Origin of the sequence: Sphingomonas larreae (assembly GCF_051400595.1) — a bacterium.
Classification (GTDB): Bacteria; Pseudomonadota; Alphaproteobacteria; order Sphingomonadales; family Sphingomonadaceae; genus Sphingomonas.
Map to the genome: position 1 here is coordinate 20427 of NZ_JBLFFI010000005.1, position 22222 is coordinate 42648.

The 22222-nt window shown below is 61.4% G+C and carries 26 protein-coding genes and 2 pseudogenes; 12 read left to right on the top strand and 16 right to left on the bottom strand.

The genetic code is table 11. The annotated features are described in order from the left end of the window. Positions 1-59: 59 nt before the first annotated feature. Positions 60-1754, bottom strand: a complete 1695-nt coding sequence (locus tag ACMGDM_RS16410; RefSeq protein ID WP_436805209.1) for an ATP-binding protein — start codon at positions 1752-1754, stop codon at positions 60-62. Next, positions 1741-3267, bottom strand: a complete 1527-nt coding sequence (locus ACMGDM_RS16415; RefSeq protein ID WP_436805368.1) for an ATPase domain-containing protein — start codon at positions 3265-3267, stop codon at positions 1741-1743. The genes ACMGDM_RS16410 and ACMGDM_RS16415 overlap by 14 nt, the downstream gene beginning before the upstream one ends. Positions 3268-3675: 408 nt before the next feature. Here ACMGDM_RS16415 and ACMGDM_RS16420 point away from each other — a divergent pair, with 408 nt between their 5' ends. Continuing rightward, positions 3676-4419, top strand: coding sequence for a Crp/Fnr family transcriptional regulator (locus tag ACMGDM_RS16420; RefSeq protein ID WP_436805210.1), 744 nt, complete (start codon positions 3676-3678; stop codon positions 4417-4419). A 468-nt stretch (positions 4420-4887) separates the two neighbouring features. On the opposite strand, the gene ACMGDM_RS16425 is transcribed toward ACMGDM_RS16420, so the two are convergent. Further along, on the bottom strand, positions 4888-5796 hold the full coding sequence (locus ACMGDM_RS16425) for a LysR family transcriptional regulator (protein WP_436805211.1): 909 nt from the start codon (positions 5794-5796) through the stop codon (positions 4888-4890). Between the two features lie 216 nt (positions 5797-6012). Here ACMGDM_RS16425 and ACMGDM_RS16430 point away from each other — a divergent pair, with 216 nt between their 5' ends. From ACMGDM_RS16430 to ACMGDM_RS16440, 3 genes are all read left to right on the top strand, one after another. After that, positions 6013-6423, top strand: coding sequence for a (R)-mandelonitrile lyase (locus tag ACMGDM_RS16430; protein WP_436805212.1), 411 nt, complete (start codon positions 6013-6015; stop codon positions 6421-6423). 4 nt (positions 6424-6427) lie between these two features. After that, positions 6428-6646, top strand: a complete 219-nt coding sequence (locus tag ACMGDM_RS16435; RefSeq protein ID WP_436805213.1) for a tautomerase family protein — start codon at positions 6428-6430, stop codon at positions 6644-6646. Positions 6647-6747: 101 nt separating this feature from the next. Then, positions 6748-7503, top strand: a complete 756-nt coding sequence (locus tag ACMGDM_RS16440; protein WP_436805214.1) for an SDR family NAD(P)-dependent oxidoreductase — start codon at positions 6748-6750, stop codon at positions 7501-7503. Positions 7504-7761: 258 nt separating this feature from the next. Here ACMGDM_RS16440 and ACMGDM_RS16445 read toward each other — a convergent pair whose 3' ends face one another. The 3 genes from ACMGDM_RS16445 to ACMGDM_RS16455 all read right to left on the bottom strand — a co-directional run bounded on the left by ACMGDM_RS16445 (position 7762) and on the right by ACMGDM_RS16455 (position 9440). Further along, positions 7762-7956: a helix-turn-helix transcriptional regulator gene (locus ACMGDM_RS16445; RefSeq protein WP_436805215.1), complete on the bottom strand. Its 195-nt coding sequence runs from the start codon at positions 7954-7956 to the stop codon at positions 7762-7764. Between the two features lie 13 nt (positions 7957-7969). Further along, on the bottom strand, positions 7970-8599 hold the full coding sequence (locus ACMGDM_RS16450) for an SOS response-associated peptidase family protein (RefSeq protein WP_436805216.1): 630 nt from the start codon (positions 8597-8599) through the stop codon (positions 7970-7972). Between the two features lie 97 nt (positions 8600-8696). Beyond that, positions 8697-9440 (bottom strand): PEPxxWA-CTERM sorting domain-containing protein, encoded by a 744-nt coding sequence (locus ACMGDM_RS16455; protein ID WP_436805217.1) that lies wholly within the window; start codon positions 9438-9440, stop codon positions 8697-8699. Positions 9441-9597: 157 nt separating this feature from the next. On the opposite strand from ACMGDM_RS16455, the gene ACMGDM_RS16460 reads away from it, so the two are divergent. Beyond that, positions 9598-9837: a hypothetical protein gene (locus tag ACMGDM_RS16460; RefSeq protein ID WP_436805218.1), complete on the top strand. Its 240-nt coding sequence runs from the start codon at positions 9598-9600 to the stop codon at positions 9835-9837. A gap of 161 nt (positions 9838-9998) precedes the next feature. Beyond that, positions 9999-10361 (top strand): hypothetical protein, encoded by a 363-nt coding sequence (locus tag ACMGDM_RS16465; RefSeq protein ID WP_436805203.1) that lies wholly within the window; start codon positions 9999-10001, stop codon positions 10359-10361. Positions 10362-10814: 453 nt separating this feature from the next. Here ACMGDM_RS16465 and ACMGDM_RS16470 read toward each other — a convergent pair whose 3' ends face one another. Then, on the bottom strand, positions 10815-11426 hold the full coding sequence (locus ACMGDM_RS16470; RefSeq protein ID WP_436805219.1) for an AlbA family DNA-binding domain-containing protein: 612 nt from the start codon (positions 11424-11426) through the stop codon (positions 10815-10817). Between the two features lie 319 nt (positions 11427-11745). On the opposite strand from ACMGDM_RS16470, the gene ACMGDM_RS16475 reads away from it, so the two are divergent. The 4 genes from ACMGDM_RS16475 (at position 11746) to ACMGDM_RS16490 (ending at position 15384) form a co-directional block, all read left to right on the top strand. Next, positions 11746-11871: a hypothetical protein gene (locus ACMGDM_RS16475; RefSeq protein ID WP_436805220.1), complete on the top strand. Its 126-nt coding sequence runs from the start codon at positions 11746-11748 to the stop codon at positions 11869-11871. A gap of 680 nt (positions 11872-12551) precedes the next feature. Beyond that, positions 12552-13031, top strand: a complete 480-nt coding sequence (locus ACMGDM_RS16480; RefSeq protein WP_436805221.1) for a hypothetical protein — start codon at positions 12552-12554, stop codon at positions 13029-13031. A 77-nt stretch (positions 13032-13108) separates the two neighbouring features. After that, on the top strand, positions 13109-13519 hold the full coding sequence (locus ACMGDM_RS16485) for a cupin domain-containing protein (protein ID WP_436805222.1): 411 nt from the start codon (positions 13109-13111) through the stop codon (positions 13517-13519). Positions 13520-14310: 791 nt separating this feature from the next. Then, entirely contained in the window at positions 14311-15384 is a 1074-nt protein-coding gene (locus ACMGDM_RS16490; RefSeq protein WP_436805223.1) for an ISNCY family transposase, read from the top strand. A gap of 714 nt (positions 15385-16098) precedes the next feature. On the opposite strand, the pseudogene ACMGDM_RS16495 reads toward ACMGDM_RS16490, so the two are convergent. Continuing rightward, positions 16099-16358: pseudogene (locus ACMGDM_RS16495) on the bottom strand (transposase); the annotation flags it as partial. On the opposite strand from ACMGDM_RS16495, the gene ACMGDM_RS16500 reads away from it, so the two are divergent. Continuing rightward, positions 16290-16613 carry a hypothetical protein gene (locus ACMGDM_RS16500; protein ID WP_436805375.1) on the top strand — a complete coding sequence of 108 codons (324 nt, stop codon included), beginning with the start codon at positions 16290-16292 and terminating at the stop codon, positions 16611-16613. The pseudogene ACMGDM_RS16495 and the gene ACMGDM_RS16500 overlap by 69 nt on opposite strands. A 174-nt stretch (positions 16614-16787) precedes the next feature. Here the strand turns inward: ACMGDM_RS16500 and ACMGDM_RS16505 are convergent, their stop codons facing one another. The 8 genes and pseudogenes from ACMGDM_RS16505 to ACMGDM_RS16540 form a co-directional block, all read right to left on the bottom strand. Further along, positions 16788-17297, bottom strand: a complete 510-nt coding sequence (locus ACMGDM_RS16505; protein ID WP_436805224.1) for a VOC family protein — start codon at positions 17295-17297, stop codon at positions 16788-16790. An 830-nt stretch (positions 17298-18127) separates the two neighbouring features. Next, a pseudogene (locus tag ACMGDM_RS16510) lies at positions 18128-18355 on the bottom strand (IS3 family transposase); the annotation flags it as partial. 594 nt (positions 18356-18949) lie between these two features. Further along, positions 18950-19387, bottom strand: coding sequence for a hypothetical protein (locus ACMGDM_RS16515; RefSeq protein WP_436805225.1), 438 nt, complete (start codon positions 19385-19387; stop codon positions 18950-18952). Positions 19388-19389: 2 nt separating this feature from the next. Then, the gene (locus ACMGDM_RS16520; protein WP_436805226.1) at positions 19390-19647 is read right to left on the bottom strand and encodes a type II toxin-antitoxin system Phd/YefM family antitoxin; all 258 of its coding nucleotides are present in this window, start codon (positions 19645-19647) and stop codon (positions 19390-19392) included. Between the two features lie 31 nt (positions 19648-19678). Then, positions 19679-20221 (bottom strand): hypothetical protein, encoded by a 543-nt coding sequence (locus ACMGDM_RS16525; protein WP_436805227.1) that lies wholly within the window; start codon positions 20219-20221, stop codon positions 19679-19681. Further along, positions 20218-20808: a hypothetical protein gene (locus tag ACMGDM_RS16530; protein ID WP_436805228.1), complete on the bottom strand. Its 591-nt coding sequence runs from the start codon at positions 20806-20808 to the stop codon at positions 20218-20220. Before ACMGDM_RS16530 ends, ACMGDM_RS16525 begins: the two co-directional genes overlap by 4 nt. After that, positions 20805-21116, bottom strand: coding sequence for a hypothetical protein (locus tag ACMGDM_RS16535; protein WP_436805229.1), 312 nt, complete (start codon positions 21114-21116; stop codon positions 20805-20807). Before ACMGDM_RS16535 ends, ACMGDM_RS16530 begins: the two co-directional genes overlap by 4 nt. Before the next feature lie 83 nt (positions 21117-21199). Continuing rightward, the gene (locus tag ACMGDM_RS16540; protein WP_436805230.1) at positions 21200-21448 is read right to left on the bottom strand and encodes a hypothetical protein; all 249 of its coding nucleotides are present in this window, start codon (positions 21446-21448) and stop codon (positions 21200-21202) included. 39 nt (positions 21449-21487) lie between these two features. Here ACMGDM_RS16540 and ACMGDM_RS16545 point away from each other — a divergent pair, with 39 nt between their 5' ends. Next, positions 21488-22207: a CPBP family intramembrane glutamic endopeptidase gene (locus tag ACMGDM_RS16545; RefSeq protein ID WP_436805231.1), complete on the top strand. Its 720-nt coding sequence runs from the start codon at positions 21488-21490 to the stop codon at positions 22205-22207. Positions 22208-22222: the final 15 nt, after the last annotated feature.

A 22222-nucleotide genomic window follows, 5' to 3' on the forward strand; every position in this document is an offset into this window, starting at 1 on the left:
GGCTCTGTGCTAGCTAGTAACCTCGTGCGGGGGGTTCGTCTTCCTCTCCTGCGCCGCGCTCAATCCGCACGAGTGTGCAGATCCTCGACGGCTTGAGCTAGAGCGGCTTTTAAATCCGCAAGCCGGTAGGGCTTGGGCAAGATCCTCACTCCCTGCTCGCTGGCGCCAATGCGAGCAGCCTCCGAATAGCCACTGGTCAGGAGAATCGGTAGGTTTCCTCGTCGCCGTCGCGCCTCGCGGGCGAGTTCAACTCCGCTCATGCCCCCCGGCATCATGACGTCCGAGAACATGATGTCGACGTCGCGCCCATTTGCCAGCGCTCCCAGCGCGGCGGTCGCACTAGCCGCGCGGGTTACCTCGTAGCCAAGCTGATCGAGCATCTGCTCGACCAGGGTTGCCACCTCGTCGTCGTCCTCGACCAGGAGAACTGACCCGGCAAGGTCAGGCCGTGTCCTTTCGACATGTAGGTCGATGAGTTGGCGCTCGTCAGGGCGGGGCGTCCTCGTGGACCGAGGAAGAAGCAGTGTCACGGACGTGCCGCGGCCGACCTCCGTGTCGATCTCGACCCTGCCGCCAGACTGCGTCGCGAAGCCGTGAACCTGGGCGAGCCCGAGACCCGAGCCGCGACCGATGTCCTTAGTCGTGAAGAACGGTTCAAAGACGCGGTCTCTAACCTCCGCGGTCATGCCGGTGCCGGTGTCCTCGATCGACAGCCTGACAAAATCACCCACGCTGTTGCCGACGCTTAGATTTGGCGCGTTCTGTCCGCGAACAGTTATGGTGCCGCCGTCCGGCATCGCGTCCCTAGCATTTACGGCGAGGTTTAGGACCACAAGCTCCAGCTCTCCGGGATCTATCTCGGTTGGCCAGAGGTCCTCGGCGAAGTCGAAGACGACGTGAACGTCGCCGCGGAGACTACGGTCAAGCAGCTCGCGCATGCCACCGATCTGGCGAGCGATGTCGACGGGCTCCGGCTTGAGCTCCTGGCGACGCGAGAAGGCGAGCAGCTGGCGTGTCAGCCCCGCCCCGCGCTGCGCCGCCTGCTTCATCCCATTCATGAGACGTTCGCGGCGCGAAGGGTCGGTCTGGCGATCGAGCATGTCGAGGCCGCCGGAGATCACCATGAGCAGATTGTTGAAATCGTGAGCGACGCCCCCGGTGAGCTGCCCAATCGCCTCGATCTTCTGCGCCTGCCGCAGCGTTTCTTCGATCCGGGCGCGCTCCTCCATCTGTCGGTGCAACTCCGCATTGGCTTCGGCCAGCGCGGCTGTTCGCTCTGAGACAAGCCGTTCAAGCTCCTGCGCCGCGCGGTCGCGGTCATCCAGCAGCTCGCGTACCTCGAACTGCCGTGATCGCGCCCGCAGCGCGGATCGAACCGCGCTGGTTAACGTCATCGGCTGAACCGGGCGCTCAAGGAGCGACACGTTGCGCAGTGTCGAAACAACCTCGTGCCGCCAGCACGCTACCGCAGGCTGTTCCTGGTGGCTGGTGAGCATGATGAACGGCAAGTCGGACCATGGCGGCTGTGCACCGGCCCACTCGGCGAGCGGCTTCAAGTCCTTCCCGAACAGCGCCTCCTCCGCAAGGAAAACCGCGCCGACGTCGTTATCCAGGCTCTGGACCAATGCGGGAAGGTCCGAACAGGCGAGCGCGGCTAGGCCCGCCGCATGCAAAAGCGCGACCGAGGCGGCACCATCGCGCCCGATAGGCGCGAGGACCAAGGTTCGCGGGCGCGGATCCTCAGTGCCGGTCATGCGTCCCGACCGGCATCAGCGGGGTCGCGTCGCCTTCGTACGAGGGTGCGCCGGAGAAGATGCCCCGGAATCCTTTGAGCGGCGGCCCGACCTTGATTCCGCCGTCGCCCAAGCGGTATTCGCGGATCGTGTGTTCGTGGTTACCGCTGCGCTTCTTCACCACCGAAAGCGCTCGGCGAACCGTGCCATCAGCCTCGAAATAGCGAAGCATCAGGACCGCGTCGCTGAGGTAACTGATGTCGAGCGGAGTATCCATCGGCCCCACCAACCCGTGCTGCGCCAGCACCAGCAACGTCAGCACGCCTTGCTGACCAAGGTAGCTAAGCAGCTCGTGCATTTGCAAGATGAGGAAGCGCTCGTCCGGCATCGCATTCAGGTAGCCGTTTAGGCTGTCGATCACGATGACACGTGCACGGTCCGTCTCCACGCTACGCCGCACGTTTGCCGCGAACTCACCCGGCGACAGCTCCGCCGGGTCGATCTGCTGGAAGCGGATCAGCCCTGTATCAAGGTGTTCCTGGAGTGGGAGACTCAGCGTCCGAGCGCGAGCCTCAACCGTCCCTCTTCCTTCATCAAAGGCAAAGAAGACGACGTGCTCGCCGCGCTGCGCCGCCGCAATCGCGTAAGTCAAGGCAAGGGAAGACTTGCCGACCCCGGCGGACCCGATCAGCAGGGCGTTGGTACCACGCTCCAGGCCGCCGCCCAGAAGCGCGTCCAGCTCCGCGTTGCCGCTAGGCGTGAAGTCTCCAACGAAGGGTGCGTGGTGCTCGGCCGCTATCAGGCGGGGATAGATCGCCAGGCCGCCCTTCTCGATGGTGAAGTCGTGGAAGCCGCCGCGGAACTGGATACCACGCATCTTTACGACACGTAGGCGACGCCGCTCGGCCCCGTACTCAATCGCGCTTTGATCCAGCAGCACGACGCCGTGAGCAATCGAATGGAGTTGCAGATCGTTGTCCTGAGATGACAGGTCGTCGAGCATGACCACGGTCGCGCGCCTCCGCGCGAAGAAGTGCTTCACCGCAAGCACCTGGCGCCGGTATCGAAGCGGGTTCTGCGCCAGCAGGCGCAATTCGGCCAGGCTGTCGATCACAACCCGGGCTGGATTAACCCGCTCGACCTGGTCGAAGATCAGCTTCGTCGTTTCGCCGAGCTCCACCTCGGCCGGATGGAACACCGTAAGCTCCCGTTCCGGGTCAAGCGTTGTCTCAGGCGGCACGAGTTCGAAGACATCGACACCGTCGAGCGACCAGCCGTGCCGTCTCGCCACCAGCCGCAACTCGCGCTCGGTTTCGGAAAGCGTGATGTAGAGGACGCGCTCGCCTCGCTTCACGCCATCCAACAGGAACTGGAGTGCGATGGTCGTCTTGCCGGCGCCTGGATGACCTTCAAAAAGATAGAGGCGGCTCGGATCGAGACCGCCGCCGAGGATGTCATCGAGCCCCTCGCTGCCCGTCGAGACACGTGGCGGATCCTCGTCGTGATCAGGCGTGGATCCGGGTTGGTCGGTCATGAGGCCTCCGTCGGTGAGCTGAACCCCATCGACGACGTCGGGCGAACAGCGGCGCCGGACCTGCGGTCCGGCTGCCTGGGTCTTCACCATACCCGCCAGATAGCCGTGTCAGAAGCCAAAAACGAGGGCAGGTTACCGTCTCGCGCCGCCCCAAAGTGGCCGGTGATCGCGGAGAAGATTGGATGGCGAAAGACACTGATTCTAGCGGACCTTTTTGTTTCGGTAGCGGTTTAGTTTCGATGGTGTGCTTGAGCACGAGCACGCGGGCGTCAAGCAGCACCAGGAGATGAGATAAGGCTCGCTATGGCTCACCAGATTTCCGCTGAGGCTCTCGATCCCAAACCTTTCGTACTGAACCGATTTGGTAGGCCTAAAGCAGGCACGCTACGCTCTCCTGCCCTCGGTACGATGATGAATGACGAGGTTCTGTATGAGCCATTCATGCGCAAGATTGCTTCTGCAGGATCCTTGTTGCCCGAGGACGGGCTTGCGCTTCGTCGGCTATGCCGTAACCTCCGAACGATCCCGCGGCGCCGCGACATTGTCATGGCGGGAAATGAAAGCGGCTGCGTTCACATCCTCCTCAGCGGTATTGCGGCGCGCTACAGCGTTCTGCCCGATGGCTCCCGTCGTATCACCGGGTTTGTCTTACCAGGTGATATTTGCGACGAGACGGGCGGACGCGCGACTGCGCTTGATCACAACGTCCTGGCGCTCTCCGAATGCAAGGTCGCTCAGCCTTCCACTGCTGACTTCGAAGAGTGTGTGGCCTCCTCACAGCGGCTGACGCAGGCGTTCTGGCAAGCGGCGGTGGTCGAGAACGGCATCATGCGGCAGTGGCTTGCCAGCACAGGTCGCCGCACGGCTATCGAGATGATCGCCCACCTCTTGTGCGAACTACATCTTCGGCTGCGGCTCATCGGTTTGGCGGGCGACACGAAGTTCACGCTGCCGCTAACGCAAGAGGAGATCGGCGACGCTACCGGGCTTACGGCCGTTCACGTTAACCGCATAATGAGAGCGCTTCGAGAGAGTAAGCTTGTCGAGCGGAGGGGGTACGAGCTTCGACTCCTGAACATCCCGGAGTTGAGGAGTCTAGCCGGGTTCAACCCGCGATATCTTCGATTGTCGAGGGAGCAAGAGCAGCCCTAGAACTATGCTTTGACAAGCCGCTTGCAGTTACGAAGGATCAGTCGGCACCGATGCGGAAGCGGACACCACCGTTGATGGTGCGGCCGTCCGGCGGTCCTGCGGTTTCAAGCCGAAGTGCGACACGCCTTGTGGCAGCGGGGGCAGCGTGGAGCCCCCCAAGCAGCGCAGCGCTGCTCCCGCTGAGGCGGTTACCTCTCGGCCCTGCGCTCCTGGACCCGCTGCGACAGCAGCGGGCTCGGTCACGCCGGTGGATGACCGCTCACGCCCAATCGTAGCCGTTCAAGGAAGCGGACCGCGCTGCCGAAGCCGGCCGATCGTTCAGCGCGACCTTTCCCGTTTCTCGGTCTTCGATTGGGAATTGCGGGAACGAGCAATCGGGAACAGTTTCCGGGAAAGCGGAACCTGCTTACGGTCCTCAGAGCGCTTCACGGGCGGCGTTCCCGCTACAGCTTTCCAATCGGGAAAGGGCTAATCCCTTAACGGCTGCACCTCTCTGATGAGATCGATCAGTAGACGCAGCCCGGTCGGAAGGTGCCGTCGTCCGGAGTAGTAGACGTGGAAGCCGCTGCCTGCGCTCGCCCAATCCTCCAGGACAGGCTGTAAGGCCCCGCTTTCCAGGTGCGGGGCGAGTGCAGCCTGCGTCGCGTAAACGATGCCAGCACCGCATAGCCCGAACGCCACGGCAGCGTGACTGCCATCAATCGTCAGCGGACCGGGCGTTGCAACAGCGAGTTCGTTGCCGTCACGCTCAAACTCCCAGTTATAGACCTGATCGTTGCCCAAGCGGATGCCAACGCATCGATGGTTTTTCAGATCTTGCGGGTCGCTCGGTGTACCGAACCGGGCGAGATATGCCGGTGTCGCAGCCGCGATCCAGCGTAAGTCCGGGGACAGCCGCTGTGCGATCATGTCTTCAGGCACTGTGCCGCCATACCGGATGCCGGCATCGAAGCCGCTGCCGATGACATCGATCATGCGATTGGTGACACTGATGTCGATCGCGACACCCGGGTAGCGATCCACAAAGATCGGCATTACCGGCTTGAGCAGCAGCTCGACCGCATCCTCCAGAACATTGATCCTGACGCGGCCTGCTGGCGTGTCGCGATAACGTTCGAGAATGTCGCTCGCCGCTGCGATGGCCTGCATGGGGCTTTCGATAAGTGCCTGAAGCTCCTCACCCGCTGCGGTCAGCGTCACGCTGCGCGTGGTCCTGTTCAATAATCGAACGCCGCGCCGTGCCTCTAGCGCGGTGATCGCATGGCTAAGCGCTGAAGTGGTGACACCCATCGAGGTGGCTGCACCCCGGAAGCTCCCATGCTTGGCGATTGCCAGAAAATAGGCGAAGTCGGCGAGGTCTGCCCGGCTTGGTTGCATGGCAACCTCCTAGCTCATTGTTGAGCAATGTTCATCGTCTCGTTGCCGGCCGGGGCGGTAATGCGAGCACCGTCAGCACCCTAAATTACGGTTCGGAGCGATCGTCATCGTGGCGATCGGATGATCGGAAGGGCGGCAACCATGATGAGGACCGGAATGTGCCTCGCCACGCTGCTGCTGCCTGTGGGTGCACAGGCGCAACAAGGAGCGACACGCATGAGCATCGAGCGCAAGGCGGAGATGAAGATTGTGAACGGCCCCGCCGCGAATTTCACCGGAAAGGCCACCATCACCGGGCAGTTTCAGCGCGAGGCGCCGTCGCGTGTGTCCGGCGCCATCGTCCATTTCGAACCGGGTGCGCGCACGGCCTGGCACACCCATCCTGCCGGCCAGACGCTGATCGTCACCGAAGGCGTAGGCTGGACGCAGATCGCCGGCGGGCCGAAGCTTGAGTTTCACGCAGGCGACATCCTGTGGTGCCCCGCCGAGCACAAGCACTGGCATGGCGCGACCCAGCATGAAGCCATGACCCATGTCGCCATTCAGGAAGTGGTCAACGGTACGCCCGTGACGTGGATGGAGAAGGTGACGGATGAGGAATACTTCGGCTCGCTCGGCACGGAGTGATGCCATGCCGCACGTCATCGTGAAGCTCTGGCACGGCAAGTCCGAACACCAGAAGGGGCGTCTGACCGAAACCATCACGAACGGGGTGATGGAAACGCTTGGATATGGCGAGGACGCGGTGTCGGTCGGGTTCGAGGAGGTCGCTCCCGCCGATTGGACGGCCGAGGTGTACGAGCCCGACATCGCCGGGAAATGGACCACCCTGACGAAGCAGCCCGGCTAAGGCCAGCGCCTTCCCCGTGTTCGCCAAGCCGCGACAGGTGACTCGATCGAGCGCGAACGCCTGATCGCCCTGCGCTCCCCATCAAACCGGAAAGGTATTTCATGTCTGATAATCAGCGTTTCGCCGGCAAGGTCGCCTTCATCACCGGCGCTGCCAGCGGGATCGGCCGCGCCACGGCCATCGCCTTTGCAGCCGAGGGCGCGCGTGTCGCCGTGCTGGATCGTACAGAAGGCGCTTTGGTTGAAACGGCCGATGCGGTGAGGAAGGCGGGGGCGGAGGTCCTGGTCATCGCCTGCGACGTGTCACAGCCCGAGCAGGTCGAAGCGGCGGTGAGCCGAGTGGTCGAGAGCTTCGGCCAGCTCGATATCGCGTTCAACAATGCCGGCGTCGAGAACAAGGCCGCGCCCGTCCACGAGATCGAACTCGCCGAGTGGGACCGTATCCTCGACATTAACCTTCGCGGCACGTTCGTGTGCATGAAGCATGAGCTGGCGCAGATGGTGCGGCAGGGTAACGGCGTGATCGTCAACACGTCGTCGGGTGCAGGCGTACGCGGTGTGGCGGGCGGCGCGTCCTACACCGCCTCCAAGCACGCGATCATCGGTCTGACCAAGGCCGCGGCCCTCGATTACGCCAAGCAGAACATCCGCGTGAACGCGGTGCTGCCGGGCAATATCGAGACGCCGATGATGGATCGGTTCACGGACGGCGACATTCAGAAGGCGATCGATCTTGAGCCGGTCGGGCGCTTGGGCAAGCCGGAGGAGATCGCCGACGCCGTTCTTTGGATGAGCGCCGATCTGGGTGCATTCGTCACCGGCGCGGCGGTGTCGGTTGATGGGGGCTGGTCGCTCTAAACAATCAAGGACGGCTTTCTCGCGGAAGTTGCGCCGGAAAGCCGTCTGTGGATCAATGAACCTGCGGGTCCCAAAACACCATCCCAATCGGGACGGCGGGCGGCGCTAGCCAGCGTCAGCTATGCGCGCTGCCTCACCCGAAAGCGGCAGGTCCGCAAACCTCTCCAATCTCGGACGCTCAGTGGAGCTCAGCGAATTGGCCGTTACCGGCACACCTCGCCTCAGAGCAGCGTCTCCACCGCGCGGCGCGCGTCGGTGTTATTTAGCCGCCGCCTCCGCATGCTCGAACAGGTAGCGCACCGCCAGCTCTGTCCGCCGCTCGATCGGCGCTTGCCCGCGCTCCATGAGCCCGATCGACACCCTGCTCATGCCGATCGCGGCTGCTAGCTGATCCTGCGTCAGGCCCGCCGCCTTGCGCAGAGTTTTGAGTTCTTCGGGTTGCAACGCCATCATCTCGCCAGCTGCCTCAGCGCTCGTCGCGCCGGGTGGGGAACACTGGCCCGCGAACCGTCATTTGATCGGACGGATACGGCTGCTGAAGCCGCACGACGTCGGCGTAATCGCAGCTGAGCCACCGTTCCTGATCCTCGGGCTTCAGAATGGTGATCATCGCCTTCGGGTGAATAGGCGCGACGAGCTCGTTAGGATCGCACGTCGCCATCGTGAAGCCGCGTCCTCCCTTGGTGTGCTGCCAGAAGCCTGCAACCGCGAAGACGGGCTGATCAGTGCACGCGAACCACATTTCGCCTTTGAGCGCAGGCTTACCGTCACCGAGGTCGTGCTTTTCAGGCGTCCATTCGCAGAATTCGGTCAGCGGCACGAGGCAGCGGTTTGCCGGGTCATCCGCCAGGCGGCGCCATTGCGGTAGAGCGAGGTTGCGGACGTTGGTTATCGGCCACGCAGCCTGGCCGCCAAGCACATCCCAGGCCATGACGTCGATGCCACGCAGGCCCTCCTCTTCGCGAACCACATACGCGCGCCCCTTTGGCCTCAACTCGCGAGGATCGAACCGGTTGTCACGCGGCCGCTCACCGAGCCAGCCAGTAGCGCCAAACAGCGTTTCAGGTTCGTGTTGAAGTCGAGCTCGGTTGCACATGCCTCGAGCCTAAAGGGCCGCCGTCGTGTTGCAAGGCGTCACAGCGTGGACGGTCGCAGCTCTTTTTCCGGCTCTGATGACGCCTCCCGCTTAGCGTTCAGGCCGTTTTTCGACGTCGTGCGCCGCGCATCGCGACCCCCGTCATCGCGAAACCAAGGATCATCATTGTCCAGGTTGCCGGCTCGGGCACGCTCGAGATCAGGTTGAAGGAGGTCAGCACCGCCTTGATGCCGGTCGGCCCCGATCCCGCGGTATAGTCGGTCCGGTAAAAGTCGCCGTCTTTGACATAGCGATAGCCGTACCAGCCCGTGCTAAAATCTACGGGCTTGCCGACCTGAAGTGCCAGAAAGTCGGTGAGACGTGACGGCGTCATGCTCAGATCGCTGTCCCGCAGCGAGGCCGGCGTGTCGCAGCAGAGCGACAGCCTTACCGAGTACGCCCAGCCGTTGACGTTGTCGCTGTGGTCGAGGTTCTGCGACAAAGTGAATTGCGATGAGTAACCATCGTGGCCAAAAGTTTGGACGATCGCCTGCGCGTAGGCCTGGCCAGGCAGGTCAGCGAGACCGTTCCCAATCGGGTCTGGACCGACCTCCGCGACGAAGGGCGTCGCTATGCCGAGCTGAGTCGCATCGTAATCGGTATAAACCTCAGGCGGCGTCGAGCCGGGCGGGTCCGTCACTGCCGGCAGCGGCAGCGTGGCGACGATAGTGAATGCTCGCGGAGCGAAAGTCTCCACGGTGCCGCTCACGAAATCCCGACGCCCTGTGTAGGTGCCGTCGACGGTCAGGCTGATGACGGTAGCGGCCTGCGCCGGGGTGCCGAAAATGACCGCTGCGGCCATCCATGGGAAATATCGCATTGTCACGCTCCCCTGATGGTTAAGCGTCTCATGCATATCGCATCGTGTAAAGCCGCCTACGTGCAGGCCCTCTATGTGCGGCGGTGAAACCATGCGCAGCCAGGCTTGCGCAATCAACCACTAAGCCTAGCCTCGTCTCATGACCGACGGACCGCCCCCGCTCACGACCGAAGCGCTCGCCTCCTGGACCGACCAGGAGCTGCTAACTGAATGGGAAGATGGCGCTTGGGCTCCCGGCGACGGAAGTTCTGAAGCGATCGCCGACGAAATGGATCGTCGGCGGCTGAAGGGTGGTTCTGGTTTGTCGATCGACGCGCTGGCGGCTGAGGTCGAGCGCCGCGGCATGCGCCTCAGCGAATTGGCCGTTACCGCCACATAGGGCGAGCGACCTATGGGGTTGCCCCGGAGAACGAGATTGACCGACCTCGCTGGGTAGGGCGGCGAGGTCTGGGGCGGCGCTGGGGAACGTCAGCTAACGCCCATAAGCAGCCGCCTTCGGATGAAGCGGGCTTGCCCAGAGCCGGACGTCCAGCAGACCCGATGCGAATGCCGATAGCGGACATCCTTGCTGCATGGCATATCGGGTCGATGGCCCCGATAAACCTCATCGTCGCGGCAGATGAGCCGGCTATCTTCTTTGCCTCCTTAGAAGATGCAGAGCGGTGGATGGAGCCGATAGACGTCGCTGAGGGGGTCTACAGCGCCGCCTTCGGACCGGCCGGAGAACCGCATACAGTCAGCACCGATGGGACGAGTGTGTCCATTCGTCAGACGGGTGATGCGCCGCAGCCCGACGCGTTGAGGGCCGTCATACTTCGCTATCTCGCTGCGATCGGTGAAACCGCGGGTGATGACGTCGGCTTACCGGCCCTGCTGGATCGCTGCTCACAAAGCTACGGGTGAAAGTGTCCGCTTTCGATGGCTTCGCTCCCGAAACCGGTCGGACCGCTTCCCTGCCAATCTCGGACGCTTGGTTAGCCTCAGCGAATTGGCCGTTACCGCGCTATGCGACAGCGGATTTTGAACGTCACTGCAGCTCTTAGCGGCTTCCTAGATAGGTTAGTACAACGCCTCATTTTGAAAGACGTCGGCCAAAGTGCCACCGGCATGAAGGCTCGTAGGACCGAGATTTACCACTCCAGTGTCCTCCTTGATGAAGCCCGGACATACTATCCTGTAACCAAATAGATACTGGCCAGCTTGATTAGTGTTCAGCACGAAATCCAGAATTTTCCACTTTTTTTCCTTGAAGATCGGCATATGGTTAGGCGCCATGAAGTTACGGCTAAGCATCGTTATATGAAGTTCCGCGTCGGATCCCTCAATTGTAGCTAGCAAGTTTCTGTTGACCGCCCATTAGGTAAATGGCTCGTTTTCAGAAGCAAGGCGTTGATCGATGTTGAGTGTTACTCCGGTGTAAAGCGCTGGCTCGTCGCTCCTATTGGCTATGTATACGGCGACCCGGAGCCGGCCCGGCCATAGCGCCGATGGAAAAGACATAACCCTTAGATACAAGTCGCTTCTACTAGCCCTTCGTAAGGCATCCTTGACCTCGTAGTCTTCCATCGGTTCTGAAGCAAAATTGAAGCGCTTGTAGTACTTTCTGTCGCCCGCTTGGTGTGGAGCGTAGGATGTGGCTTGTGGTATCTCAATAACGAAAGCGTTTCCGCCACTGGCAAGCGGAATAGCTTTCACAAGAAGGCCGGACACCTTGGGTTGAATGCGTGAATTTAAAACTTGCTCAATCCACTCTCGTGTGATCGCCTCATCTACTCCACCGTCAACTTTTTTAGGAAGAATCCCTTCTTCTTCGATCTCGTATATTATCATTCCGCCTGCGGAGTTTGCGAAAGCGCTCACATCCTTAACTAGCTCGTTTCTAGCACCATTGTCCTTCGACAATGCCGCCGACCTTTTATAATCGAGCGTGATGCTTTCCTGAACCTCTTGGCTGACAAGCTCCTGCAAGTCGGCTTCCGTCCATTCAGATACTGGGCGCACAGGCGGACTCCAAGGTAAGCTCAATGACCACGCTAAGACTTGGATGGCTGGGTGTAAACGAGCCGCTCTACCAGCTGAGCTAAGCGCCCGGCGCGAGGAAAGCCTCGGAAAACCGCCGTTCTTTCTCCCTCTACACACCCCGTTTCAGGGAGCAAGAGGGAGCGAAACGGGAACGAGCGGAACCGAGAATCCCGAACTATCCCCGAAGTGACTTCGCGGCGCTACGGCTGGCGTGCCGGGGGCGCAGCCTGTTAAATCAGGTCGGTTGAATCAGGGGGACACAGCCATGAAGCACCGCAACCTGCATGAGCATGGCTCGACGGCGAACGTGCGTTCGGTCGTGATGAAGGATTACGAGCGCGACAGTGGGCGCGTGAACCTGTGGGACCTTCTTGCGGCGGGAGCCCTCTAATGGCTGATCCACGATTGGCCGGCAGACAAGATCACGGCGACCCTCATTCTCGTAGCAGCTCTCTCGGCCGGATTGAGGACCTTCATCGATCAATCCAATCGAAACTGGTGGCTCCACCGGGTGAACTGGGAGGAGCAGGCCAGACAGGAGGTGACCCGCTAGTTAGCGCGACGGCCACGAGGGGTGAGCGGTGAAGGTGATCGCTGGCTTACCGGTGTAGCCGCGGACCTCTGTCAGGCCCGCTGCGATGGCTGCATGCATGCGCCTCAGCGAATTGGCCGTTACCGCCACATAGGGCGAGCGACCTATGGGGTTGCCCCGGAGAACGAGATTGACCGACCTCGCTGGGTAGGGCGGCGAGGTCTGGGGCGGCGCTGGGGAACGTCAGCTAACGCCCAAACTCAGACACGGCCGAGCGGGGGAGCGTGCCTCGAAAGCGGACACGCAAAGGTCTAGGCTTGTGCATCCGCCTCGCTCGTGGCACCTTACTCCTGTCGAAAATGGTGGACCGGTTTTGGTGAGCCCCGGTCAGTTTCCGTCACGACGGAAACCTTCAATCCAGCCTTCGGGCCGTGGACCACGACGCGAGGTGGAGCTGCGTCTTCTGCCCGTCGCCACATAGGCGGCCGGAGTGCCGCATCTCCTTCTCGTGTTGGTCACAGTGGAGAAGAGGGCTTTCGATGTTTCTACCTCAAGACCATATTGGTCTGTTCGCGCTCCTGTCCTGTGCAGGATGGATCGCCATGTTTGCGGCCAAGAAAACCGGCCATCTTTGGCTCGGTAATTGTGCCGGAATCCTGTACCACCTGGCGCTGGCCCCCGTCATCCAGGCGCTGCCTGCGCCGGAGTTCGTGAGGGTTGCAGGTTATGTATGGGTGTTTTGCGACGCGTTGATCGATGTTGCGTCCATAAATGATTTGAAGGAAGGCGACGTGTGGGCGCTTCGTATGGGAGTCCATATCCCGGCCTCCATCTGGATTGTCGGCAGCTCGTTAAGGATGCCTGCTTTTTCACTCGTAGTCGGCGTCATCCTTGGCAGCTTACTGGCGCTTCATGCCGTCGTCGGTCCATCACTTCCGAATTCGAAGATGAAGCTCTTTATCTTCGTCCTACCGACCATGACGACATGGCTCTGCCTTATCGCGTTAAACAGTTGGTGACTGATTGAAGCGGCTCGCGCATTGCCTGCTTTACTGCAAAAGCTTGAGGCATTGTTTCAACATGAAGGAGTAAGAGCATGGGCTACAAGTACGTAATCGCAATTGGGTCGTCACTCGCTTTTTGTGCGTTGGCTGCAGCTGCGCAGGGTCAGCAGAGCGTAAAGCGAACGGACCTTCAGCGACACGACCTGTCGATCGTTAATCGGGAAACAGTGCAGGCGCGCATCGACATCGCACCGGGAGCAACGGCGCCTTGGCACCGACATCCGGGCGAGGAGGTCATCTACGTAATCGAAGGAACGTTGGAATACCAGCTGGAGGGCCAGAGCGCGGCGACCTTCAAAGCTGGCGAGGTTTTGTTTATACCAGCAGGAGTAGCACACAAGGCGCATAACCCTGGCACCACCAATGGCGCCGAGCTCGCGACCTACATAGTGGAAAAGGGCAAGCCGCTCGTGACGCTTGCGCCTGAAGTCGGTCGACGCTGACGAACGAGAGTAGGCACAAACCGAACTCAACGAGTGGCCGCTTACGCTGTACGGCACGTGTAAGCGGCCCTTCCGCTATCCTGCCAATCTCGGTCATTCACCCGCGGCGCCGGCCGGATGCGCCGCAAACGTCTGAGATTGGCAGGTTAGCGGACGATTGGCTTCGACCTGTTCCGACTTTGCAGACGGCGACTCCAAAGCATTTCTCGCCCTGCCCGCATCCAGAGATCGCCGAGGAGAGCATACCGGAAGCGCCGTAGGTTAAAGACCTTCGTCTCACGGATTAGGCGGATCAACCGTTCAGCATCTGTGCGGGAAAAGTCGGTGGGAAAAACGATAAAGTAGTGCGCCATACCAAACGGCGCGCGGGGCATAGCTCTCGCCTCGATGATAAGTCCTGCTCGATTATAAAATCTCTTCGCCAACCATAGATCGTTCTTAAGCCCTAAGAAGCTGATGCGCATCTCGCGATCGTACCGACTAACCGCTATGTCTGCAATTGGGCGTTCGCGGCCGTCCATCGGCGTGACCGAGCCCGCTGCTGACGCAGCGGGTCCAAGGGCGCAAGAGCCGCGAAGACAGTGCCACAGCGGGGGCAGCGCTGCGCTGCTTGGGGGGCTCCACGCTGCCCCCGCTGCCACGAGGCGTGTCGCACTTCGGCTTGAAACCGCAGCGCTATGTAGACGCAACGTACAAATGGCACCAGCTCGCTAGATAGAAATGGCACTCTGCGGTGCTATCGGCGGGTCGCCGGTGTCATAGCCGTTCTCGGCAACGAGGACGGGCATTGTATGACGGTGCTGGCGATGAGTGCTGCTGAGATTACCCGCTTCGACACGCTGATGCGGCTCGACCGCGGCGAGATCCGGGTCGCGGACGCGATGGAGCTGCTCGGCCTCGCGAGGCGGCAGGTGTACCGGCTCCTCGACCGCCTGCGACAGGACGGCGCGGGCGGCCTGGTGTCGCACAAGCGAGGACGCCCGAGCAACCGGCGCTACAGCGATGCCTTCCGTGCCGAGGTGGTCACGCTGGTGCGCGAGCACTATGCCGACTTCGGACCGACGCTGGCGCACGAGTACCTCGCCGAGCGCCACGGCATCGGCCTGTCGTGCGAGACCCTGCGGCGCATCATGCTGGAGGCCGGGCTGTGGCGGGACCGTGCGGCCAAGCGCCCTCGCCCATACCAGCCTCGCTACCGGCGCGACTGCCGCGGCGAACTCATCCAGGTCGACGGCTCCGAGCACTGGTGGTTCGAGGGCCGCGGTCCGCAATGCACGCTCCTGGTCTTCATCGACGATGCCACCAGCGAGCTTATGCACGTCGAGATGGTCGAGAGCGAGAGCACCTTCTCCTACATGCGCGCGACGAGGACCTACCTCGAGCGGCACGGCAAGCCGGTGGCCTTCTACACCGACAAGCACAGCGCTTTCCGCAACAACACGGCCTCGGCGAAGGGCGACGGCATGACCCACCTGGGTCGTGCGCTGGATCGGCTCAACATCGAGCTCATCTGTGCGAACTCGCCCCAGGCGAAGGGACGCGTCGAGCGGGTCAATGCGACGCTGCAGGACCGCTTGGTCAAGGCGATGCGGCTACACCGCATCTCCACCATCGATCAAGCCAACGCCTTCCTCCCCTCCTACATGGCAAAGCACAATCGTCGGTTCGCCAAGGCACCGTTCGACCCGCGCGATCTGCACCGGCCGCTAGCCATTCACGAGCGCGCAAGAAGGTGGACGTGTGCGAGTACCCGGACGGCCGGCTCGAGATCCAGCACGAGGGCACGGTCCTGCCCTATCGCATGTTCGACCGTTGCCTTCGTTTTTTTCGTGTCAGGCACCATGATACTCCTTTCCTGTATATAACGGCAGCAGGCCCAAATCCGAAAATCTGTTGGACAAGCGGGAATCAAGCTTGTGATCCGCCGGACCGCCAACGTCCTTAGTGTCGAGGAAGCTCACGCGATGAGCGACCTTCAGCAAAGCTAGGCTGTCGCTGTCGCCAGCCATCGCCATAGCTGCGGCGTTCCAGAGATAAACCGGCACGCCGCTGTTTCGTAAGCGAATGATGTTCGCTTGAGATTCGGCGCTTTTTGGCCCCTTATAGACAGTTGCGCAGAAGATCCTGATCATCCTGTTTTCCGGAAGCAAATTCTGAACCTCCAGAATGCGGTTCGCGCAGCTTGTGCATGGCGACCTGGTGATGAAGATGTCGTAGATCGCGGCATCGGTGTGTTTGGTTGTCCCGCCCTGCTCCGCCTCGGCAAGCTTCGCGGACGCGATGGGAGCGCCGGTGAACGCGGCTTTCAAGAAATCGCAGGCATATTGCTCGGCATGAATGCCCCCGTGGCTGGTGCAGACCGCCAAAGGCTGGGCGTTAACCCGAAGCGTCAGCGTCGTCTGGTTGGCATCGTTAGCAATCTCAGATTCCTTCATTGCCGTCATGCCGGTAATGAAACGAGTCACCATCACTAAACATCCTACAACCGTCGTTCCGGGTAGAAGCAGATGCGGAGGTCTCGGGAAAGTGTCGCCGCGCTTCAATATGGTTACAAGAGAATCACAGGAATGCCGCACGCCGAGCGTGTCGTCGAGCGGCAGCAGCGTGTGCCGCCGGAACGCCACGACCATTGCCTCTCCGCCTCGGTCAGGGTCGTTGAATGAGGGGCCTTCGGCCCGGTCTTCAGATCCTCAACCGTTGCCCTCTTGCCCCACTTGGCCACCGTCTAGGGATTGATCCCCAGCTCCCGGCTCAGCGTCGCGAGCGAAGCTTGCGATCGCTGTATTGCTGCTCGGACGGCGTGCGTGGTCGTGGCGCACCCATGACGTACCTGTCCCATACGGCTTCCTTCCATTCCAGCGAAAGGATCGCACCATCAAACCGCCGGATCAAACACCTAGCAGTACGCGCGAATGGCACGCTGCAGGAGCGGTTGGTCAAGGCGATGCGACTGGCCGGCATCTCGTCTCTTGACGACGCCAATGCCTTTCTCACCTCCTATGTCGCTCCGCACAATGCGCGTTTCGCCTGCACGCCAGCGGACCCGCGCGACGTTCACCGACCGCTCGCCGTGCATTCGCCGATGGCCGCCTGACCCAGGCACCCGCAAGAGCAGGTCCGCGAGCAGAGGAGTAATGGCAGTCAGTTGATAGCCTGAGCAAAAATGCCACCACCAAAAAGCCGGACCAATCTATCAAAACCCGTAGCGCGACGTCCACCATGACTCGAAAAGCCGTAAACTCCCTTACCATCAAGGGCGATGGAATACTTAATCTCGTCTACGGAATATGCCCCTTGGCTCCACAACTTCGAGATGGGTTCCATCCGGATCATCGAAGTAAGCGACTTTTGTTCCGGTCCCATACGCCAGCAGGTCGTCCTTTGTCAACGTTATGGGACCCGCCGCTATTGGAATTCCAGATTTCTCCATTCTATCACACACCAATGGTAGATCTTCGACCTCGAAAGCAAGATGCATAGAGCTAATGTCAGCGGCTGAGTAGCGAGCCTGATCGGCTACAGGATCGACGTACTGAACTAGCTCAATGTTTATGTTACCTAAATGGACCATGGCAAAGCCGAGCCTCAGATTGGGCAAGCCACGAAGCGCCGCCAAACGCGAGCCTCCAACTACGTCTTCTCTCGCAACCGCCACCCCGGTTAGCGCTTCGTAGAAACGAATCGATCGATGAAGATCGCTTACAACGATTCCAACATGGTTCACGATCTGGAAACCCATAACCCTGCAGGCGTTTAGTCGCACTTTCTTTATCTCCAATTGAGGTTATTTCGCTAGCGACTGCACGGCATAAAAGCCATTGCATTGAGCTCCCCCGCAAACATGGCAGAGAGAGCCCGTACAAGGCTCCGGCCGGCTCGCCTTTTTGTCGCTTCTTAAGCTGCTGACTTAGCTCACCGGCGATATTCTTTACGTGTTCTACGCAAATCATTTAAGACGGCTAGAAATGAAAAGCGGCCGAACGTTTCCATCCAAGTCCGCCTGCCACTAACGAGGATCTGATCCTGCTGAAGCCTGCAGCTCCAGAATAGAAACGGCCCGATCCCACGCTATTTTCTTAAGATACGATGTCACTGTCGCTTGAACGCCAATAAGCAGCCCGGCCGCTACCAGCAGGATAGGAGATTGGAACCAAAGATCCTTAACCGCCGGCAATGCCACCGCCTGGCATATGAAAAGGACAAAGAGGGCAACGTAAATAGCTACGACCTTGCTGAGGCTCTCCGTCTTGCTTAGACACTGGCGAAGGGATGCTCCAGCTGCGATAGATGCGGTTGCCGATAGCACCGCGATAGCCGCAGCAATCAGAACACGAACAGACTCGTGAATGGATGTATAATGAACTACCACAAAAAGGTTGTACAGCGGTACGCCCACGCTTGTTATGCACGACAGTGCCAGCCCCGCCTTGCCTACTGCTAGGCTTGGAGCCTTCCTATAGCTACTCCGAACGCCCGTTATCATGCTGTATAACTGCCCGCAGTTTCAAGCGTGATTTAACATCCTATTGGTTACCGACTGCTGCATTTCCCGGCAAAATAGCTACAGGAGACACAATCCTCCCGGCGCCGCGATCGCCTTGTTGATGTTTAGGTGTTCAGTCCCGGCATCTGGTGGATCGGGTCGACGATGAACCGGTCTGGCTCTGACGTCCAGATCTTGGCGATATATTCGTAGGGTGTGAGCCCGCTGAGCGTCTTGAGCCGGCGGGCAAAGTTGTAGGCGGCCATGAAGTCGTCGAGGTGCGTTCGCAGCTGGTCGTGGCTCTCGTAGTGGAAGCGTTTGACGGTCGCCTCGTTGATGGTTCGGTTCCGTCTGAAACGTTCGTGTCGGTTGTATTCTTTCTGATCGGTGTAGCGTCGCTTCGTGGCGTGATCCGCAGCCTCAAACACTATCGGCACCCCAGCTTGCTGATCCTGGACGAAGCTGGAATTGAGGTGCCGGATGTCTATCAAACTCGGAGATGGGCGTGGACCGACATTCTCGGTGCGACGACCGGTCGGGGTACTATCTTCATTACGTTGATCGTTCGTAGGTCGGCGCGTAGCCATTCCTATGTCGACATCGGTCCCTGGCCGAGAGGCACGCTACAGGACATTCTCGTCGAAAAGGCTGCGCGGTAGCGCTGCGTCCGTTCCAAGTTTGTACTTGTGCCCTCCTTGCCTTTAGAGGGCTGCTCACCGGGGCCTCCCGCCAATATTCGCTAGTGGGCGTTTGCGACCATCCACCGGCGAGACCGAGCCCGCTGCTGGCGCAGCGGGTTCAAGGGCGCAAGAGCCGAGGGTTTACCGCATCAGCGGGGGCAGCGCTGCGCTGCTTGGGGCTCCACGCTGCCCCCGCTGCCACAACGAGTGTCATGTCTATCTAGCGGAGAAAGTGTCTTTTCTAACTGGCGGCAACAGAGCGTGACGCTATTCTGTGCGCCCAACAACCTTGACTAGGTTCTTGTCGACCAGCTCAAGCCAGCGATCCCGCACCTTGTTGTAGAGCGTCTCTGGCAGCTGTCCATAGACGACCGTCGCTGGCTTGGAGCCGGGTACAACGCGAGTGTCCTGGTTCGGCCACGGCGTACGGTTCAGCTCCGACAGAACGATCCACGACCGATCATCGTCGAGCATAAGACGTCGCTTTACGTCGGCCGGGATCTCAATCGCGTAATCCGCCTCCAGAGGCGGGCTATGGGTGATGGGAAGGACGAAGACCTCGGTTCTGCCATCGCGCATCTGTTGCGCCAGCAGCAGCGCGCACGGACGCTCCTTGCGACCGTCCTCGGCGCCACGGTCGGCCTCACGCTTCCAGAGGTACTCGTAACGGATGACCTGGCCGGGACGCGGCGTCGGTACGTCCACCCTCAATCCACTTCGTGGTTGAAGGCCTTGGACTCCTCAGGTGCCCTCGAGGCGGCGACCGCGTCGCGCATTTCCTGGGTGACCTCATCAAGCGACATCGCCACACGATCCCGGCTCTTCAGCCGCGTATATTCCTGCATCGACATGAGGACCAAAGCCTCGTCGCCGCGGTTGGTGATGGTGAGTGGCTCGACCAGCGCGCGCCGGCTGAAGCGGCCGAACGCCTTCGATACCTCACCGGATGTCGCGGTCTGTGCCATGGCCAATCTCCTCATCCGTATAATACGGATCTCACCCTTCTCTTTCAATCGTTCGTCGCGCTCGCTCACAACGCAGCCGATCGACGAGAGCGACGTCGGTATGTGACCGGATCAGGCGCTCAAGAGCGTCCTTGGGCAGGCATCGTGGGTCCATGCGCGCGCCCTTCGGCTTCGGCTCCAGACGGCCGAGGGCCAGCAGCTGGCGTCGATTTCGCACCTCGACCAACAAGACGCCGCGCTCCGCGGGCGTGAAGGCACGATCGAGACCGTAGAGCCACCCCGCCCGCGCTTCCACCAGCATCGCCTCGCAGCGGGCTAGATCATCGTCGTGACGGCATTCGCGGACGCGTCCCACGGTCAGTGCCCGCGCTGTCTCGCGCGTCCGACTATAATGATCGCTGCTCGGAGCCTCGAGGGCGAACAACCGGTGCATGAGCCGGACCCAGGCACCCATGCTATCACATGCGAAAGGCTTTGCGGCCTTGCGCACCGCAGGCCGGTAAGCCTTTATCGGCGCAATGGTGCGCGGCGGTTGCTTGTCCCCATAGAAGAGGTCGGGTTCGCGCCAGCTCATTCTATCGGCTCCAGATCGCGCAGCTCTGCGAGCTCGATCTTGGCGGTGCGCTCCGCGCCCGCAGCGTCGAAGAAGACGTAGCAATGGTCGTCGAAGGGCGCGCCGCACAGCCGCCACACGACACCCTCGCGGCCAAGGAACCGTTGGATGCCGAAGGCGGGATCCACCGAGCCCGGCGCGTCAACCAGCCGCACGCGCCGGCGCAGGCTGAGCCAGTTTCCGGCCTTGCGGACGATCGCGTCCCTTTCGGCGCGTGTCAGAATCGATGGCCGGTCCGACCGTGGCGGACCGAAGGTGGCGAACGGGTCGCCCTTGATGTGCTCGAGCTTCTGCTCGATCGTTTCGCGCGGGGCCTGCGCCCACTCGGGCGCGGCCGCGTTGCGACGATAGTGTGTCATCGTCGTCGAGGAGAAGAGATCCTGCTGATAGCCGATGACCCGGCATCGACGCTGCGCCTCGGCATAGTCGGCACGCCAGCGATCATCATCGGTCATCGGCCTGGGCGGCTCGTCGGCCAGCCGCGCAAGCGCGAGCAGCTCCTCGAACTCGTCGCCGGACACCGTCGCGATGCGAGGATCGTACCTCATCGCAGCACGCGGGCGACGTGACCGGCATAGACCGACACAACCTTCCAGTAGGCGGCCATCGGCGCCTTGTGCCGGCGCCAGCAGTCGTCAGCCCGCACCTGCGCATCAGCGCGTAGCTCGCGCAGGCGCTGGAAATTGCGGATCGCGCCTTCGTCGACGCCGATGCCGCCCGCGCACTCGAAGCGACCGCGCAGCGGCCCGACGCGCGGATTGGCCGCGTTCATGCCGGCGGCGCCGGCGCCGAGGCCGCACGCCATGTGGCCGTGGCGGATCACCACTTCGGCGGTCGCGTGGCTGAATGCGTTCATGGTGAGGCTCCCGGATCCCGATGATCCGACTGCCTCCCCGCCTTCCCTCTCTACCCGGGCTCGTTGTGTCGAGCCGTGGTCAGCTACAGCATCAGCCCTGCAGCGTTGTCGCTGCGCTGGCCGGCCTCGTAGCCGCGACGCCATGCTCGATCGAGGCGATTGCCGGCGGGGAAGCCGCTCATGGTGTTGCCGAAGACGAAAGCGCGCCAGCCGGCTTTGTCAGCTTCCCACTGCACGTTCTTTGGACCTGGACGGAGTAACGCCGTGAGATCCAAGCTTCCTTGCTCGCGGGATTGACGGCCTCGGGTGCCGTGAGACTTGATGCTGCGCACTGACGATCTCCTGATCCTGTGAGGCGAGATATGCCGGACTTGGCTGCTGCACCGCCGCTTGGCGTACCCGCCACGCTGCGTTCGCTCGCACCGTCGCTGTGGATCGTGGCCGGGCTCCTGATCGCGCATCAAGCGGCGCTGACCGTGATCCACTACATCGTTGGACCTGCCATTGGGTTCGACCCTGCATCGGCCGCGCTCACCGCTGCGACGATCGTACTGGCGGCTTTGGTTATCCTCGGGCTTGTTGCACTGGACGCGCGGCGCGCAGGTCGTGCACGCGCCGTGCTGCTTACGGCACCGGGATGGGACCAGCGAACCGCGTCCGCGATGGTCATTGGCCTTGCCGTCGCGCAGATCCCGCTCGGGATTCTCGCGCTGCAGGGAGCAACCGTCTGGCAGTCGGGCGCCAGCAGCAACCTTGAGGTTGGCCGAGCCCTCGTCGCGTCGCTGTCCGGACCCGCAGGTCTGGCGCTCCTGATTGCCACGGTCATCGTCGCGCCGATGGTGGAAGAGGTGCTTTATCGCGGCTACCTGCTCGGCACGCTCGTCGATCGAGGTTGGCGCGTCGCTGCGGTGCTGGTGTCGGCCTTCCTCTTCGTGACGCTGCACTTCGAGCCGGCGAACCTGGTCGCCTCGCTGTGCCTCGGCCTCGGGACTGGCATCTGCGCGCTGCGCACGCGCTCGATTGTGCCCGGGCTCTTTGTTCACGTCGCGAGCAACGCCTTCGGCATGTGGTACGCGACCCCAGCCAGCTGAGCCCGACACGTCGCC